Source organism: Coleofasciculus sp., from assembly GCF_046539235.1.
GTDB lineage: Bacteria > Cyanobacteriota > Cyanobacteriia > Cyanobacteriales > Coleofasciculaceae > Coleofasciculus.
Map to the genome: position 1 here is coordinate 1 of NZ_JBKHHI010000110.1, position 16,868 is coordinate 16,868.

Here is a 16,868-nt window from a genome sequence, read left to right on the forward strand (position 1 = left end):
AAGCCGAAGACTCCTTCAGTTTAGATATCACCAATAACTTTACTGATGCTGATGGGGATAATTTAACCTACTCTGCCACATTAGCCGATGGAAATGACATTCCTTCCTGGTTAACCTTTGACTCACAAACTGGTACATTCAGCGGTAAACCAGACACAGGTGATGAAACTCAACTGAATATTTTGGTCACCGCATCGGATGGGCAAGGGGGAACACAAACCGATGGGTTTGAGTTAGATATCACTCCCGCACCTGTAGTAAATAATGACCCCACCTTAGTTTCTCCCATCGCTGACCAAACCGTTGAAGCCGAAGACTCCTTCAGTTTAGATATCACCAATAACTTTACTGATGCTGATGGGGATAATTTAACCTACTCTGCCACATTAGCCGATGGAAATGACATTCCTTCCTGGTTAACCTTTGACTCACAAACTGGTACATTCAGCGGTAAACCAGACACAGGTGATGAAACTCAACTGAATATTTTGGTCACCGCATCGGATGGGCAAGGGGGAACACAAACCGATGGGTTTGAGTTAGATATCACTCCCGCACCTGTAGTAAATAATGACCCCACCTTAGTTTCTCCCATCGCTGACCAAACCGTTGAAGCCGAAGACTCCTTCAGTTTAGATATCACCAATAACTTTACTGATGCTGATGGAGATAATTTAACCTACTCTGCCACATTAGCAGATGGAAATGCCCTTCCTTCCTGGTTAACCTTTGACTCACAAACGGGTACATTCAGCGGTACACCAGACAGTGGAGATGAAACTTCACTAAATATCTTGGTCACAGCATCGGATGGACAAGGAGGTACACAAACCGATGGGTTTGAGTTAGATATCACTCCTGCACCTGTGGTTAATAATGACCCTACCTTAGTTTCTCCCATCGCTGACCAAACGGCAAAGACAAAACAAGTTTACAGTCTAGACATCAGTGACTATTTCACTGACCCCGATGGCGACTCTCTCACCTTCTCAGCTACGGGTTTACCCAAAGGATTAAACCTGAATCCGGAAACGGGTGTAATTAGTGGTACTCCCCGCAACAAAGGCATCGGCACTAACTCGATTACTCTCACCGCTAATGACGGTAATGGCGGGGAAATCAGTGATGTCTTTGACTTAACAATTAATCGGGGAACCACGAATAATGGCAATGCTAAGCCTAAACTCAACTTCAAAAATGATCTGTTGTTTCTCAATGGCAAATATCCAGCCAGTAATCTCCTGTTCACGCTTACGGGTAACAACTCCTCCTTTGTCAGTGAAGTTGGCATTTTTGAAGTAGATAACGCGGCGGGAAATGTTAATGGGATTAAACCAGGGGAAACCAGCTATCTAGAAACTGCTTTGAACGAAGGAAACCTTCTGTTCTCCAGTTTACCCAATAATTTTGCCGGCGATAACCTAACTCGGATTTTGGATGTAGAGCAAGTTTTCGGTGAGACGAGTCCCAATCTGGGATTTTATCTGGTGCAAAACAGCACAACGGATAATGTCCGAGCCGGATTAGATGCGGGGCAAACGCCAACCAATGTCTGGTTTAGTCTTCCCGGCGCGAATGCCAACAATACAGATTATTTTGAGGTACTGAATGGAGAGAACAATCAGTTTACTCTCAATTGGCAAAACCCAATGGCAGAAGGTAATGATACTCTAACTCTAACCGTTGAACCGACGAATGATTCTCCGGCTTTAGGAACTCAATTACAAGGAGAACGAGAACTCATTGATTTACGTGGACAAACCAGTCCGGTAGACGCGAATTTTATCGAGATTAAGAGTCATGCTGGTTTCGATAATTCCGTCGGCTTGTATGTGATTGAAAATGAGGAAGGGGCAGTTGAAGATCCAATGACGGGTCAACTGATTTACCCAGAAGACGAAGGTTATGCCCAAGCTGCCCTTGCCCAATCGGTGGTTAGTGATGTGAATCGGGGGATGGCGACGTTTGACACCCAATTAGAGGGAGGAAGTCTGCTTGCACCTTACATTATCGCCAATGGCACTACGGAGGAATGGCTGGCTGAGAATTCCAACAATCAGTACCTCGGTTATGGAAAACCCATTGCTTACTTTGCCCATTTAGGTGCGAATCCTGATGGGGTTGACCACATTCGCCTACTAGGTGATAACACCTTTGGCTTTGAGGATTTGTATGGAGGTGGTGACAATGATTTTAATGATTTCACCTTCCAGGTTGATTTAACTGTTGCCTGATTCTTTTGCCTCAAAGTTTGAGGGCGACCCGATTTTATTGAAGGGACTGGAGTTGTTAATTGATGCAGGCGGGTCGCCCCTACAGGTTATTTGGCATCATTTTCAATCCCATCCAATTGTAGTGGCGTGGCACACCTTATTTGGTAGATTAGAATTGTCGGGGCGCAGAGACGTGCGCCCGATCCAATGGTAAAATTTAATCCACAATTTTAGCTGTGTCAGTCCACTACGGTTTCTGGGAAAATTCATTATTTGTGGGTGACGGCGGATAGCCGATTAAATGGTATTTTCCTAAATAAAGTTCCGCCTAACCCACGATGGCGGTTTACTGGTTTACAGGATTACAGGGTTAAAGGATTACAGGGTTACAAGGAGTTACGATTGAGGAGTTAACTGCTCCTTAACGTAACATGGCACGAGTACGCTCTAAGTCAGATCTACCGACCAAAATCTGCCCCGTCTGCGAACGTCCTTTCACTTGGCGCAAAAAATGGGCAAAATGCTGGGATAATGTGAAGTTCTGCTCGGAACGCTGTCGCCGACGCAAATCCCAAGCCAGTTAACTGTAAAGGAGTTCGTGAATTCAATGCAACCCAAATTAATTATCCATGGTGGTGCCGGAAGCGCCCTGAAAACCAAAGACGCCACCCAAGCGGTGCGCGATTCTCTTTATAAAATACTTGATCATGTCTATGCCCTGTTATCATCGGGTGCAAACGCCCGTGAAGCGGTGATTCGAGGCTGTCAACTCCTAGAAGATGAACCCCGCTATAATGCCGGAACGGGTTCGGTATTACAATCGGATGGACAGATTCGCATGAGTGCGTCACTGATGGATGGAAAACCTCAACGCTTTAGCGGTGTGATTAATGTCTCGCGGATTAAAAATCCCATCGATTTGGCGAAGATTTTGCAAGATTGTCCCGATCGCGTCCTCTCGGATTTTGGGGCGGCGGAATTGGTGCGGGAAGTGAATGCACCGATTTACAACCCGTTAACGGAGAAGCGCTTACAGGAGTGGCTACAGGATAGACAGGACAACTTTGAACGGACAATGGCGGATGTGGTTAGCGAACCCGAACTCCTTTCTTCGGAAGCCGGACGTGGCACAATTGGAGTTGTGGCGTTAGATAGTCAAGGCGGCTTAGCGGCGGGTACATCGACTGGGGGTAAGGGATTTGAACGCATTGGTCGAGTCAGCGATTCCGCTATGCCTGCGGGAAATTACGCCAACCTAAACGCCGGGGTAAGTTGTACTGGAATTGGGGAAGATATCATTGATGAATGCTTCGCTGCACGGGTTGTGGTGCGTGTCACCGACGGTTTATCCTTAGCCGATGCTATGGAACGTTCCATAAAAGAAGCAAAGGAGAATCGGCGGGATTTAGGTGCGATCGCCATTGACGCTACAGGTGCGATCGCCTGCGGAAAAACCAGCCAAATTCTCCTTGCTGCTTACCATACCGGACACCAAAAGGGAGACACACTAGAAATGATTGAGGAGGTGCAAACGGTATAGCAAAGGTTATCCTTCATCAATAGGCTCAATCAACCAATCTCGCGGGTTGCCTGGATGGAGACAGTATTTCTGGGCAAGACGTGCTGTTCCATCCCAGCTTCCGGCTAATTATGGATTAATCAGCCTTTGGAGTTAACCACAACTTACGTAATACGGCTGTTTACAGTGTATTACGCTCTTGTCTGTAGTTTCACTGATAAAACTCGCTGGCGTCAAGTTTTGTTTGCAAATCTTTATAAGGATAGCGATCGGTAAATTCTAGGAGAGAGTTCCCCAACGATAAGCAAGGTCTAGTTTTCCCGAAAGCTTGAAAAAACCAGAGAATTCACGGATGTAAACTCTCAATTATTAGGGAACAATAAAGAAAGATAACCTAATTCAATCCAACTCAAACGCCAGTATGGAAATAGGCGAGACAATGCGAAGAATTCTAATCATTGAAGATGACATAAGCCTACGGGATAATTTATCCGAAATTTTAGCGATGGAAGGATATAACCCGTCCAATGGCTATGATGTAATTTCCACAGATAACGGGTCAAGTGGCATCAACTTTAGCTTATGCCTGAACCCAGAATTAATTATTTGCGACATTAATATGCCCGGATTTGATGGGTATACTGTATTATCACAACTGCGCCGATTTGGTCGCCAAACCCCGTTTATTTTTTTGACAGCAAAATCTGACCCCAGGGATATTGAACGCGGTATAGGTCTAGGAGCAAATCTGTATGTAACAAAACCTTATGTATTGGAGGAATTTATCAGCATGGTGAAGCGAGTGTTAACGGATATTCCTTCTCCCTCTTCTGCATCAAAAGTATAGCGCTACGCGCCAGGGAATAGGCAATAGGCTTTCTTGCAATAGTGAAGTTGTAGAGACGTTGCATGCAACGTCTCTACCATAAGATGCTCCCAAGATCCAGTCGTCTTTAGACGACTGGATAAGAGTTTTAGTCCATTGCCCACCAACTATGACGTTACCCATTGACTTTGCTAGTGTAAAATAGGCTAATATTCTCACTGTTATATTGTTTTTATTTTGGGAGTTGCAAAAATGAATTAAATCAATTTTGCAAATGCATTTTACCTTATATTCCTTTCTTTGCTGTGATTTGGCAACAGGAGTGGTATACTCTCAGGAAGATTAACTTCTATACAGATAAAAAGCTGTCTAGTATTAACAGATGATCCCTCAAGTTACAGTAATCGATCACCCATTCGTACAGCACAAGCTAACCCTTATGCGTCAGGCTGATACCAGTACGGCTAAATTTCGTCAACTGATGAAAGAAGTTGGCGGCTTGCTAGCTTACGAGGTAACGCGGGACTTACCGCTTAAATACGCACCGATTAAAACACCTCTGGCTCCCATGCACGCTCCCATGCTGGCTTCAGATAAGAAAATGGTGATTGTTTCGATTATGCGGGCAGGGCAAGGGCTGGTTGATGGTATCTTAGAACTGATCCCTGCCGCCCGCTTGGGGCATATTGGCTTGTATCGTGATCCAACGACTCGGATTCCGATTGAATATTATTGCAAACTGCCTCATGATATTGAACACCGAGACATCTTGGTGGTTGATCCCATGGTGGCTACAGGGAATACAGCCGTAGCCGCCGTGGAGCGGGTGAAGGATTTTATCCCGTTGTCCATCAAATTTTTGTGCTTGCTAGCTGCACCAGAGGGAATCGCGAATTTCCATGATCATCATCCGGACGTCCCTCTGTATACCGCCGCGATTGATCAAAGCTTAGACGAGCATGGTTATATTTTGCCCGGACTTGGGGATGCAGGCGATCGCTTGTTTGGGACAAAATAGCAGTAAGCTTGGTGTTGCACTATCGATATCTGTTATGAATCGCACTATTTCGGTGAAACAACTTCCACTAGAAGAGATTAGCGCCGAACGCTTTCAACCCTTCGGTCAGTTAATTACCCCGACAGCCGATGATAAACCCTATGATGCAACAGATGCACAATTAGTTCTGCACAACGGTACTCCCCGCTTTTACATCATGCGCTTGTATCACAGAGGTCGCAAATTTCACAAAATCACGCGCCATCAGCAATGTACCCAATGTTTGGGTTCTCTAGAAGGGAAAGACTGGTGGATGGCGGTTGCACCTGCTTGTGAACATGAACAACCCGCCATTGATCAAATTAAAGTTTTTCGGATTCCGGGAAACTGCTTCATCAAGTTAGAACTAGGAACTTGGCACGCGGGTCCTTATTTTGAACATGATGTTGTCGATTTCTACAATTTGGAACTGAGTGACACAAATGAGGTTGACCACTTTACCCATGATTTTAGGGAAAGCCACAATTTAGAGTTGGAAATTGTTTGACGTATCACCTCAATAAAATCATCACTTTTTAGTAAATGAAAGACGGGGCTATCGCTGTGCTAGAATCGGACTATATTCCATCTATTTATACTGAAACGGGAGACCTAAAATGAGGTTTATTAGTCCCAAAATCGATTATGCCTTTAAAAAAATATTTGGTTCCGAACAAAGCCAAGAGATTTTAATCAGTTTTCTCAATGCAATAATTTATAACGAAGAAAAAATCATTCAATCTCTAACAATTGTTAATCCCTATAATCCGGGTCAGGTGATGACCTTAAAAGAAACTTATTTAGATGTCAAAGCTGTTTTAGCGGATGGCTCTATTGTGGTCATTGAAATGCAAATAGCGCCGATGACTGCCTTTAACAAGCGGGTAGCTTATAACTTGGCAAAAGCCTATAGTAACCAGTTAAAAACAGGCGATGATTATCCTTTCCTCAATCCAGCAATTGCCGTAACAATTACTGATTTTATCTTGTTTGCCAACACAGCTCAGGTAATTAACCAATTTATCTTTCAAGAGAAAACCCAAAAATTTGAACTTCTCGATGGTGAATTGAAGCTAATTTTTGTCGAACTTCCCAAGTTCAATAAAACCTTGTCTGAACTACAGAGTTTAACCGATAAATGGATTTATTTCCTGAAAGAAGCAGCGAGTTTGGAGAGTGTCCCTGATAATTTAGGGGAAGTTTCAGAGATAGAACTTGCTTTAAACCTTGCTAACCAAGCCACAATGACGGTAGAAGAGTTGGAGGTGGTTGATCGGCGAGGCATGATGTTGCAAGATGAAAAAGGACGGCTTGCTTATGCTGAAGAAAAAGGAAAAAAAGAAGGGAAAGAAGAAGGAAAAGAAGAAGGGCGACTACAACAGACCAAAACTCTAGTAGGGCGTCTAATTCTGAAGCGTTTTGGCGAAATTCCGTTGGCAATCAGCCGCAAGATTGACGAATTACCGTTGAGCGATTTGGAACGGTTAACTGAGGAAATTTTCGATTTTCAAAGTTTACCAGATTTAGCCAGTTGGTTGGAGAATCGCCAGTAGATTGGTGGAAATAAACTGAACTTTAAGTTCTGTGAATATGCCTCAAACCCTTACATAAGACGTAGCTTGCTTCTTTTCGGGCAGCGAGTATGACAGATGACAGATGACAAATGACGAATGACAAAGGACGAAGGACGAAGGACGAAGGACGAAGCGCCCCTCAATCTGAGCAAAAATGGTAGGATGATCATAAAAATGCCGCCCTCAGCGGTGGTTTATCATGGGTTAGCCGTTAGTCACTGGGACTCGTGGAAGATTGCCTGTGAACGCATCCCTCCCCTATTCATGCCCTTAGTCTTGAGTGCCTAACCTTAACCCTAGACAAAGTGCGATTAGACGTATCCCTCTCCTGCTATGTTAAAAAACTTACTTGGCGATCCAAATACCCGCAAACTTAAAAGATACCAACCATTCGTTGCCGATATCAACGTTCTGGAAGAAGATATCCGATCGCTCTCCGATGAGCAACTCCAAGGGAAAACCGCAGAATTCAAGCAGCAGCTTGAAAAAGCGACAACTGATCGTGAGCAAGAAGAACTGTTAGAGGATCTCCTACCCGAAGCCTTTGCCGTAGTGCGGGAAGCTGCATGGCGGGTTCTGGGAATGCGCCATTTTGATGTGCAGCTATTAGGTGGTGTTGTGCTGCACCGGGGAGAAATCGCGGAGATGAAAACGGGTGAGGGGAAAACCCTTGTATCTACCCTCCCAGCTTATCTCAACGCTCTAAGTGGCAAAGGCGTACATATTGTTACCGTTAACGATTACCTGGCACGCCGGGACGCGGAATGGATGGGACAGGTACACCGTTTCTTAGGATTAACGGTGGGACTGATTCAGTCGGGTATGGGTCCTGCGGAACGACAGCGCAACTATGCCTGTGATATTACCTACGCCACAAACAGCGAGTTGGGCTTTGACTACCTGCGAGATAATATGGCAACCTCAATGAGTGAGGTGGTGCAACGTCCCTTTAATTACTGCATCATTGACGAAGTAGACTCCGTACTTATTGACGAAGCCCGCACCCCCCTGATTATTTCCGGACAGGTGGAACGCCCTACCCAGAACTATATGAAAGCGGCTCAAATCGCTACAATGCTTCAGCCGGAAGAGCATTATGAGGTGGATGAAAAAGCGCGTAATGTCATCCTCACCGATGAAGGCTTTATCGAGGCAGAAAAACTCCTAGAGGTTGGGGATTTATATGACCCGGAAAATCCTTGGGCGCACTATATCTTCAACGCGATTAAGGCAAAGGAACTGTTTACCAATGACGTAAACTATATCGTGCGTAACGACGAAGTGGTCATCGTCGATGAGTTTACCGGACGGGTCTTGCAGGGACGGCGTTGGAGTGATGGACTGCACCAGGCGATTGAGGCAAAAGAAGGTGTCGAGATTCAAAAAGAAACCCAAACCCTAGCGACAATTACCTATCAAAATTTCTTTTTGCTTTATCCCAAGCTAGCCGGGATGACCGGAACAGCCAAAACAGAAGAAGCCGAATTTGAAAAAATCTATAACCTACAAGTCACGATTATCCCTACCAATAAGCCCCCCGGACGGCGGGATATGTCGGATGTAGTGTATAAAACTGAGGAAGCCAAATGGAAAGCGGTGGCACGAGAATGTGCGGACATGCATGAGCAAGGGCGCCCAGTATTGGTGGGTACAACCAGTGTGGAAAAATCAGAAGTGCTTTCGCGTTTGTTAGCCCAATTGAACGTTCCCCATAACCTGCTCAATGCCCGACCCGAGAACGTGGAACGGGAATCAGAAATTGTCGCCCAAGCCGGTCGTAAAGGGGCGGTGACGATTGCCACCAACATGGCAGGACGCGGAACCGATATTATCTTAGGGGGTAACGCCGATTACATGTCGCGGCTGAAAGTGCGGGAATATTTCATGCCGCAGATTGTCATCCCCGAAGAAGAAGATTCTTTTGCGGCTATGGCATCCGGTAGCGGAAAACGCTCCCAAGCCCAAGGGTTTGCGCCAGGGAAAAAGGTGAAAACTTGGAAGGTGAGTCCCCAGATTTACCCGACTCAGTTGTCTCCGGAAACCGAACAAAAGTTGATTGAGGCGGTGAAGTTTGCGGTGCAGCAGTATGGGGAACGCAGTCTACCGGAATTAGAAGCTGAAGAAAAAATAGCGATCGCGGCGGAAAATGCGCCGACGGATGACCCAGTGATTCAAAAGCTGCGGGAGGTTTGTCGGGCGGTGCGAAAGGAATATGAAGCCTTTACTCATAAAGAACATGATGAGGTAATCAACACCGAGCCTATCGGCGGATTGCATGTGATTGGTACCGAACGCCACGAATCTCGCCGGATTGATAACCAACTCCGGGGACGGGCGGGACGCCAAGGTGACCCGGGTTCGACGAAGTTTTTCCTCAGCTTAGAGGATAACTTGCTGCGAATCTTCGGGGGCGATCGCGTGGCGGGGATGATGAATGCGTTCCGAGTTGAGGAAGATATGCCGATCGAATCTGGAATGTTGACTCGTTCCTTAGAAGGAGCGCAGAAAAAAGTAGAAACGTTCTACTATGACACCCGGAAACAGGTGTTTGAATATGACGAGGTGATGAATAATCAGCGGCGGGCAATTTATGCCGAACGTCGTCGGGTGTTAGAAGGATTAGACTTGAAAGAACAAGTCATCCAATATGCGGAGAAGACGATGGATGATATTGTAGACGCCTACGTCAACCCGGATTTGCCGCCGGAAGAATGGGATTTAGGCAGCTTGGTGTCCAAGGTACAAGAATTTGTCTATTTGTTGCAAGATCTCCAGCCAGAACATCTCGATGATATGACAGTCACGGAGATTAAAACCTTCTTGCATGAAGAAGTCCGCAAAGCTTACGACATTAAAGAAGCCCAAATCGATCAGATTCAACCGGGATTGATGCGACAAGCAGAACGGTTCTTCATCTTGCAGCAGATTGATACCCTGTGGCGGGAGCATTTGCAATCAATGGATGCCTTGCGTGAGTCAGTCGGGTTACGGGGTTATGGGCAGAAAGACCCACTGATTGAGTATAAGCAAGAAGGATATGAAACCTTCTTGGAAATGATGATTGACATTCGTCGCAATGTGGTGTATTCACTGTTCCAATTCCAGCCCCAAGTGCAACCGCAAGCCGTGTAGTTTTGAGTCATTTCTCGTCAGCGTTAGATCCCCGACGTCTTCAAGGAGTCGGGGATCTCTTCGGTGAGAGGCATAAAGTTTTGTATACTGAAGAATATAGTATTTGCCATTTAAAAATGACTTCCCAAACGCCATCGATTCAATTTTTTGAAGGACTTCCAGAAGAACTGAGCAATGTTAGCTTGCGGCGAAATCGAAGTTCGGGCGTGCGTTCAGTATTAATGAGTTTCGATTCTTTAAAAGCGATAGAAAAATTCCAGAGTTATACCAAACGATTCGCCAATGCCTTACTCTTGATTGATGAAGAAGGGCAAATTAGTGTGGAACCATCATCGGTTAAATTTATATTCGGTGGTCCAGAAGGCGATGATTTAAAGCGGGTAGACTGCGAATTTGACATCGAACGCCAAGATCACTGGGATCGGTTCATGCGCTTTATGCACCGCTATGCCGAAGCCAATGATATGGCTTACGGTGATACAAAACAAGCACAGGGAGCAGAGTAGGTTAATCGTGAAAATTGCTATTACCGGAGCCACCGGATTTATTGGTTCTCGCTTAGTCAAGCGTCTGCTTGAGTTAAAGCATCAACCGATGATTTTAACCCGAAACCGAGCCAAAGCGACTCGGCTGTTTCCTGATTTAGAGATTGTCGGCTATACTCCCACCGAATCTGGGTCTTGGCAAGATGCGATCGCGGGTTGTGATGGGGTGGTAAACTTGGCGGGGGAACCCATCGGTGAGCATCGTTGGACACCGGAACGGAAAAAAGCAATTCTCAATAGCCGCCAACTGGGAACCCGGCGAATTGTTGAAGCCATCAACCAAGCTCAACCCAAACCCAGCGTCTTAGTGAATGCGTCGGCTGTTGGCTATTACGGGACTAGCGAAACAGCAACCTATACTGAAACCAGTCCCCCTGGAGACGATTTTCTCGCCCAAGTTTGTCAGGCGTGGGAAGCGGAAGCGCAAAAGGTGAAAGAGGCTGGGGTGCGATTGGTTATCCTCCGGTTTGGAATTGTTCTCGGTGATGGTGGCGCACTAGCGAAAATGTTACCTCCATTTCAACTATTTGCTGGCGGTCCAATTGGTAGTGGGCGTCAGTGGTTCTCGTGGATTCACAGAGATGACTTGGTGAACTTGATTATCAATGCACTCACCCGCAATGAGATGGAAGGGGTTTTCAATGCTACAGCACCCAACCCAGTGCGGATGTCGGAATTTTGCCAGACTTTGGGAGATGTTATGAATCGTCCCTCCTGGTTACCTGTTCCCAGTATTGCCCTAGAAGCGTTACTGGGAGAGGGGGCGAAGGTGGTGTTAGAGGGTCAAAAGGTGTTACCTAAGCGGACAACTAGCAGTGGTTTTAACTATGACTATGCCAATGTCAAACCTGCATTAGCTGATATTGTGACGTCTAAGTGACACGCTTGGGAAAAACCTTTTTGGGGATAACCGAGGCGGATATCCAGGAATTAATTGTAGGGGCGGGTTTAGCCATTCAATTCAGACATGCACCGATACCCTATCAACAAAACCCGCCCTCCCCACCAAGAACCTATCAACAAAACCCGTCCTTATTCCAACCCCAAGCCTCAATGCTGTTGAGGGTGTTGACAAATTTTCTGGATAAAGCCGATGGGGGAGGGTTCGGGGTTGGGCTCGCACTACAAGAATTTTGTCATTATTGACATTAAGGGTTAAATACTGAACAACTTATTCAACCGGACATAACATAATATGACCCAGCAGCAAACCCAGCGCCCCTTACGTCGGGGTCGAATATTTCCTCAACATACAATACCGCCGCAAGAACTGGAAAGACGGAAAGCGGAACGAAACGCACGGTATCAACGCTGTTTCCCGGTTTTTGAACGAGTCCGGGATGAGTTAATTAGTGATTACTATAACTGGTTTATACTAATTGAGCCAAATAGTGGGAACTATTTTATTGATCCCGATGAAGATAAGGCGGTGGAAAAGGCGCGTCAAAAGTATCCGACTGGCTGGTTAATGACATTCCGAATTAATCAGACAGGAGCCTGCGGCATGATATGATTTCTGGCAGATTTGGCGATATTGGTGAGCTTTTTTTTGAGATTGATTTGATTACAGCCGAGGGTGAAGCGTTTCAAGTTGATGCGTTGTTGGATACGGGATTTACGACAGGTTGGTTAGCCGTTAATAGTCAAGATATCGATGGATTGGGGTGGCTGGTGATTGAACGAAATCGAGCCATGCGGACAGCACAAGGACAGGATGTGTTTGATTTGTATGAGGGAACGGTGAGTCTTGATGGGGTTGAGTACCGATAGGGTGATGTTGGGTATTTGTTTGTAAGCTTTATCCGGTGGGGGTTTATGATTCACGTTCCATCTGGGCAAAGTGTTCCATCAGCATTCGATGGATAAAGATGTAGCCGCCGCCAACTTTTTGAAGAAAGATGCGTTCTGCGGCGTAGTCGAGAAAACGGGCGTAGTTCCAAGGGATGTAGTTGTTGAAGTAAAGGATTAGGCGTAAAATAAAGTGTTGGATTATGCATAAAAAACCGCGCATTGTACCAACCATCAGTCCTACCGACAACCCTATTTTCAGAATGCCTAGTCCAGTTAAAGATTCAGGTTTTATGTGCAGCAGTTCGGTTAAACCAATTAACGGTAAACATATTAATACCGGAATTAAACAACCAATTAAAGTTGTAAAAGTAGCATTTTTAAATGACTTTTTAATGCCTTGATTTGGAACAGTTGTATTGCCTGTATTCTTGACCTGAAACCCAGCCATCAAAAATCGCCATGTTCCAACAGATATTGTCATAAATATAGTCAATGCTATAGCAGAGATTAACCCTCCAGATAAAGCAATAAATATCCTGAGTATTTGATTATATGAATTTGACTCCAGATAAAATTTAGCTGTAGAAATCATAAAAAAAGTTGAGCTATAAATTTTAAATTTATTGATAAAAGCACACCAGTCATGTAATCCTTTTTTCCCAGACCATTGCAGAAGTTCAATCGGTTGTATTTGTACTTGATTTCCTCTGGTCATTCCAAGTATCAAAAACAAAGGGATTACTATGAATCCAAAAACTGTTCTATCTAGCAAATACAGAAAAATAAAATTTAGTAATCCTAGGTTTAAACCCAATATAAAACCATACACTAATTTATCTTGAATATTTTGCAACCACAGATAAGGTTGAATACTTTCAATCAAGAATATTGTTTGAGACTCCTGAACCATTCTCTGCGCCAGCCAATTAAGCCATCGAATTGTCTTATATTTTGAGTATATTTGCTTGCATTTTGAACGATTAGGGCGATTAAACATTCGCTCAAGGTAGTCATCAAATAACTTCTTGCGTCGCTCTTTCAACACTTGGATTTTTGGTAAATCCTCAAGTGCTACTCCCTGATAAGCCAGCGTCATAATATTAAGCATTAGAGGTGAGAAAGCTAACTTTTGCAATACTGTATCCCTTGCCATTAATGCCCTCAACCCCGCCAAGTCAGCACCGACATTATCCAAGTAATCACAGATTTGTTCTAATGTCAGCAATTTTATATAAACAGCACTTTGAAAATTCAGACGGTTAGATAAGAATTCATAGTCTTTAATCCGACTGCATACCACCAATTCTGCACCATAATCTTGCTTTAATTTGTTCAACGCTGCAATACAGTCGTCTCGATAGTCAGCCTTGACTTCATCCAAACCATCCAGCAATGGTAGCAGTTGCTGTTGCGTTACCCAGGCTTGACCTATTTTCTTGGGAATGTCATACTTGGTATTCAGTTCCTCCACTAACCAATCCTCAATCTTCTGCCGCTTATTCGCCCAAGAAGAGAGGTTAAATACAACAGGAATCAGCAAATTGATATCTTGTTCAGCACGGGCAATTAAATCGCGGGTGAGTTCCAATAACGTCGTGGTTTTTCCTGACCCTGGTTCCCCTAAAATGAGTAGCGTTCGACCTATGCCGATTTGGTCAAATATATCGATTATTTTAGTTCCATCGGGGAGAGGTTGAGGTGAGTCATCCGTCTCTATAATGGCACTCCAAGGATTAGTAATAGTATCGGGGCGTTCCTCTAATCCCAACTCAATCATCACCTGATTGTAGAGGGTTTTTTCCAGAACACCTTTGACCCAATAGTTGTTGACTTTATTGAGTAAAGCCTGACGATTGCGGTATTCTTGGCGTGGAGTTAAACTTTTGCCACCCCAACCAAAGAAAAAATTCCAGACCCAGTTACCCTTTCCTTGTACCTGGACATTTCTATCACCAATTGCCGCCTGTTGTCCACCACCCATTGAACCTGCATTTTTCTGCTGAACATTTGGTTCAGGCTGGGACTGTTGTGAATGAGGTTCATGGGACGGTGGTTCACACATTTGTTATAACGATTAGAGAGTACCTAAGAAAGAACCTGCGGCTGCACCTAACCAACCTGCAACTTTAACGAAAATTGGCTTTACTTTTGTAAATAAAGTAGTGCCAGCTTCTGCTACCTTACTGGCTTTCTCTAGTTCTTCTGCTACTCCTTCTAGGTTAATGTTTACTCGTTCTTTGTTTGGTTCTTCTTTCTCAACAGCTTTTTTCGCCGCCCCCAAGTAAGTGTTTGCTTCTTCTTTAATGTCTTCTGGGATTTCAGCAGAATCAATCATTTGCTCAATCTGCTCCAGCATTTGCAGAACTTCTTGTTGGGTTAGCTGTTCCCCTGCGGATGCAGCCGCTTGAGTGGACATCGTTTGCTTGTTGTGGTCACCGATAGCGCCTTGCTGTCCACCTCCCATTGAACCTGTATTGGATTGAGAAATACCACCAGGATTGTTAGTCATAATACCTACCTGTTCAACTTGCGTGTTTGTATAAAAACTTGGACGCTGTAGCGCCGTCTCTACCATAGTCTCTAAACTGGAAATTCGGCTATCTTTCTCAGCGAGTAGTGCCTGTACTTCTGCCTCCGCTAAGGCTTTAATCTGATTATAAGTCTTGAAATACTCAGCGTTCAGCTTAGAATGGTCAGCGTCAGGAGCGGTTGCTGCACGGAGTAAGAATTTGTCTTGTCCCCTCGCTTCCATCGCTGCAATCCTTAATTCAGCCTCTGGGTTATTTTCAGCTAACTGCTTAAAGGAGATTGCAATAGCACGGGGGTCAACCCCCTGATTATGGTAAAGGTCAAGGGTATCGACTATTGGCTTAATAAAGTCAGCAAAATCTCCATCCTCAAACTCCTCATCCCAGTTATCCGGTTTGCGGCGTTGGTTGGGGTCATCTTTAGTCGGTAAACGCATGAAGACATACCGACATCTAATCCCCTGCAATTTCGTATGACTCGTGATGTTCCAATCTTCAATTGTGGCTCCGGTGAGGGTTGCACCTGTTAAATCGGCTTCATCCAATTGGGTTTGCACTAATTTGGCTCTGGATAAGTCTGCATCTTGCAAGTTGGCTTCGTTCAAGTCAGCGCCGATAAAACTAGAGTCGGCTAGGTTTGCACCTTGTAAGTTGACACCACGCAGGTTTCGGTAGTCAAAATTTTGGTCTTGTCCTTGTCCTGTAATCAGCAATTGCCGCACTTGTGCATCTTTTAGGTAAGTTTTACCAGGACGAACGCGATCAAGTTTTTCAGCTTTTTGCCAGAAAGTCCGGGTGAGGTTAGCTCCTCTGAAATCTGTACTCTTAAGTGTAGCGCAACAGAAGTCAGCATTGGTTAAATCAGCATGGCGAAAGCTGGTTCCACCCGTAGCGGCAAAGGTGATCGCAAAACTCCAAATCCAATCGAATTCTTTATCTTCAGCTAAGGTAAGCCAGCGAATATAACAACTTACCATTGTGACAGTTACAACAACAGCGACAGTGAGAGACAAAGTAAGAGATCCGGTAAAAAATCCAGTGAAAGCTCCAATAACAGCGAAAATAAAGCCACCTCCTCCAATTAAAATAAAAATTCCAATGAAAGCGATAGCAACAGCTCTAACTAAAGCTCCAACGACAGCGAAAACTCCAGCAAAAGTACCAAAACCTAACACTAGACCTTTGCGAATATCGACAAGCCAGGAGACAGCAAACGTTATGAAGGCGACACAAGCAGTGATAATGAGTACAATCCCTCTGTCAAACATATATGCTGCGACAGTACCGAAAAATAATGCATATATCCCTGATAGCCCTGATAGTATCCACAAGCCTATAACTAAACTCGTTGCCCATCGTCGCTGGAGTCCCGCTTTTGCTCCACAGAACTTGGCATCTTTGAGGTAAGCATTAGTAAAATCTGCCCCTCGAATATCCGCCTCACTAAAATCGGCTCCCGAAAGATTTTTCCCCTTGAATGATTGACCACGAAGACTTATACGGCGAAAATCCCGTTCCCCTGCTGCATATCGTCTCAGAACCTCATCAGCTTTCATCCCATTCGCTTTCGGTGTCAGTATGACTAAGAATATTGTCTAGGTGAATTGTTAGTTCTTTTGTGCCAACAGGTTGCTGAACATTAGCCTCCCTTAACCAATCCCTCCAACACCATCATCTTCGCCTCAAGAGACGCCACCCGTTCAT

At 44.9% G+C, this 16,868-nt stretch carries 16 protein-coding genes; 14 read left to right on the forward strand and 2 right to left on the reverse strand.

Annotated features, from left to right (window positions below; all coding sequences use genetic code 11):
• The 14 genes from ACLFWI_RS12210 to ACLFWI_RS12275 all read left to right on the forward strand — a co-directional run.
• Positions 1 to 2,234 (forward strand): putative Ig domain-containing protein (locus ACLFWI_RS12210; RefSeq protein ID WP_446413162.1); only part of this gene is annotated, 2,234 nt, incomplete at its 5' end.
• A 410-nt stretch (positions 2,235 to 2,644) separates the two neighbouring features.
• Positions 2,645 to 2,797, forward strand: a complete 153-nt coding sequence (locus tag ACLFWI_RS12215; protein ID WP_446337469.1) for a DUF2256 domain-containing protein — start codon at positions 2,645 to 2,647, stop codon at positions 2,795 to 2,797.
• 23 nt (positions 2,798 to 2,820) lie between these two features.
• A complete protein-coding gene (locus ACLFWI_RS12220) occupies positions 2,821 to 3,753 on the forward strand; it encodes an isoaspartyl peptidase/L-asparaginase (protein ID WP_446413163.1) in 933 nt (310 codons plus the stop codon).
• Positions 3,754 to 4,171: 418 nt separating this feature from the next.
• Entirely contained in the window at positions 4,172 to 4,579 is a 408-nt protein-coding gene (locus tag ACLFWI_RS12225) for a response regulator transcription factor (protein WP_446409255.1), read from the forward strand.
• 361 nt (positions 4,580 to 4,940) lie between these two features.
• Positions 4,941 to 5,576 carry a uracil phosphoribosyltransferase gene (gene upp, locus ACLFWI_RS12230; RefSeq protein ID WP_446409256.1) on the forward strand — a complete coding sequence of 212 codons (636 nt, stop codon included), beginning with the start codon at positions 4,941 to 4,943 and terminating at the stop codon, positions 5,574 to 5,576.
• Between the two features lie 34 nt (positions 5,577 to 5,610).
• Positions 5,611 to 6,102, forward strand: a complete 492-nt coding sequence (locus ACLFWI_RS12235) for an ureidoglycolate lyase (RefSeq protein WP_446413171.1) — start codon at positions 5,611 to 5,613, stop codon at positions 6,100 to 6,102.
• A 109-nt stretch (positions 6,103 to 6,211) separates the two neighbouring features.
• A complete protein-coding gene (locus tag ACLFWI_RS12240; protein WP_446413164.1) occupies positions 6,212 to 7,147 on the forward strand; it encodes an Rpn family recombination-promoting nuclease/putative transposase in 936 nt (311 codons plus the stop codon).
• A 117-nt stretch (positions 7,148 to 7,264) separates the two neighbouring features.
• A complete protein-coding gene (locus ACLFWI_RS12245) occupies positions 7,265 to 7,456 on the forward strand; it encodes a hypothetical protein (protein ID WP_446409258.1) in 192 nt (63 codons plus the stop codon).
• 45 nt (positions 7,457 to 7,501) lie between these two features.
• Positions 7,502 to 10,300 (forward strand): preprotein translocase subunit SecA, encoded by a 2,799-nt coding sequence (gene secA, locus ACLFWI_RS12250; protein WP_446409259.1) that lies wholly within the window; start codon positions 7,502 to 7,504, stop codon positions 10,298 to 10,300.
• A gap of 116 nt (positions 10,301 to 10,416) precedes the next feature.
• Positions 10,417 to 10,806, forward strand: a complete 390-nt coding sequence (gene psb28, locus ACLFWI_RS12255; protein WP_446413172.1) for a photosystem II reaction center protein Psb28 — start codon at positions 10,417 to 10,419, stop codon at positions 10,804 to 10,806.
• Positions 10,807 to 10,813: 7 nt separating this feature from the next.
• Complete coding sequence (gene thyD / locus ACLFWI_RS12260; RefSeq protein WP_446413165.1) at positions 10,814 to 11,725, forward strand: thylakoid membrane protein ThyD; 912 nt, start codon at positions 10,814 to 10,816, stop codon at positions 11,723 to 11,725.
• A complete protein-coding gene (locus tag ACLFWI_RS12265) occupies positions 11,722 to 11,991 on the forward strand; it encodes a hypothetical protein (RefSeq protein WP_446413166.1) in 270 nt (89 codons plus the stop codon). The genes thyD and ACLFWI_RS12265 overlap by 4 nt, the downstream gene beginning before the upstream one ends.
• A 49-nt stretch (positions 11,992 to 12,040) precedes the next feature.
• The gene (locus ACLFWI_RS12270) at positions 12,041 to 12,358 is read left to right on the forward strand and encodes a hypothetical protein (protein ID WP_446413167.1); all 318 of its coding nucleotides are present in this window, start codon (positions 12,041 to 12,043) and stop codon (positions 12,356 to 12,358) included.
• Positions 12,355 to 12,615 carry a hypothetical protein gene (locus tag ACLFWI_RS12275; RefSeq protein ID WP_446413168.1) on the forward strand — a complete coding sequence of 87 codons (261 nt, stop codon included), beginning with the start codon at positions 12,355 to 12,357 and terminating at the stop codon, positions 12,613 to 12,615. The genes ACLFWI_RS12270 and ACLFWI_RS12275 overlap by 4 nt, the downstream gene beginning before the upstream one ends.
• A 43-nt stretch (positions 12,616 to 12,658) precedes the next feature.
• On the opposite strand, the gene ACLFWI_RS12280 is transcribed toward ACLFWI_RS12275, so the two are convergent.
• Both ACLFWI_RS12280 and ACLFWI_RS12285 read right to left on the reverse strand, forming a co-directional pair.
• Positions 12,659 to 14,698 carry an NACHT domain-containing protein gene (locus tag ACLFWI_RS12280; RefSeq protein WP_446413169.1) on the reverse strand — a complete coding sequence of 680 codons (2,040 nt, stop codon included), beginning with the start codon at positions 14,696 to 14,698 and terminating at the stop codon, positions 12,659 to 12,661.
• Between the two features lie 12 nt (positions 14,699 to 14,710).
• A complete protein-coding gene (locus ACLFWI_RS12285; protein WP_446413170.1) occupies positions 14,711 to 16,720 on the reverse strand; it encodes a pentapeptide repeat-containing protein in 2,010 nt (669 codons plus the stop codon).
• Positions 16,721 to 16,868 lie beyond the last annotated feature (148 nt).

Excerpts from the sequence above, each read along its gene's own strand:
- ACLFWI_RS12215 (WP_446337469.1), top strand. The coding sequence starts at position 2,645 with ATGGCACGAGTACGCTCTAAGTCAGATCTACCGACCAAAATCTGCCCC.
- ACLFWI_RS12220 (WP_446413163.1), top strand. The coding sequence starts at position 2,821 with ATGCAACCCAAATTAATTATCCATGGTGGTGCCGGAAGCGCCCTGAAA.
- ACLFWI_RS12225 (WP_446409255.1), top strand. The coding sequence starts at position 4,172 with ATGCGAAGAATTCTAATCATTGAAGATGACATAAGCCTACGGGATAAT.
- upp (WP_446409256.1), top strand. The coding sequence starts at position 4,941 with ATGATCCCTCAAGTTACAGTAATCGATCACCCATTCGTACAGCACAAG.
- ACLFWI_RS12235 (WP_446413171.1), top strand. The coding sequence starts at position 5,611 with ATGAATCGCACTATTTCGGTGAAACAACTTCCACTAGAAGAGATTAGC.
- ACLFWI_RS12240 (WP_446413164.1), top strand. The coding sequence starts at position 6,212 with ATGAGGTTTATTAGTCCCAAAATCGATTATGCCTTTAAAAAAATATTT.
- ACLFWI_RS12245 (WP_446409258.1), top strand. The coding sequence starts at position 7,265 with ATGACAAAGGACGAAGGACGAAGGACGAAGGACGAAGCGCCCCTCAAT.
- secA (WP_446409259.1), top strand. The coding sequence starts at position 7,502 with ATGTTAAAAAACTTACTTGGCGATCCAAATACCCGCAAACTTAAAAGA.
- psb28 (WP_446413172.1), top strand. The coding sequence starts at position 10,417 with ATGACTTCCCAAACGCCATCGATTCAATTTTTTGAAGGACTTCCAGAA.
- ACLFWI_RS12270 (WP_446413167.1), top strand. The coding sequence starts at position 12,041 with ATGACCCAGCAGCAAACCCAGCGCCCCTTACGTCGGGGTCGAATATTT.
- ACLFWI_RS12275 (WP_446413168.1), top strand. The coding sequence starts at position 12,355 with ATGATTTCTGGCAGATTTGGCGATATTGGTGAGCTTTTTTTTGAGATT.
- ACLFWI_RS12280 (WP_446413169.1), bottom strand. The coding sequence starts at position 14,698 with ATGTGTGAACCACCGTCCCATGAACCTCATTCACAACAGTCCCAGCCT.
- ACLFWI_RS12285 (WP_446413170.1), bottom strand. The coding sequence starts at position 16,720 with ATGAAAGCTGATGAGGTTCTGAGACGATATGCAGCAGGGGAACGGGAT.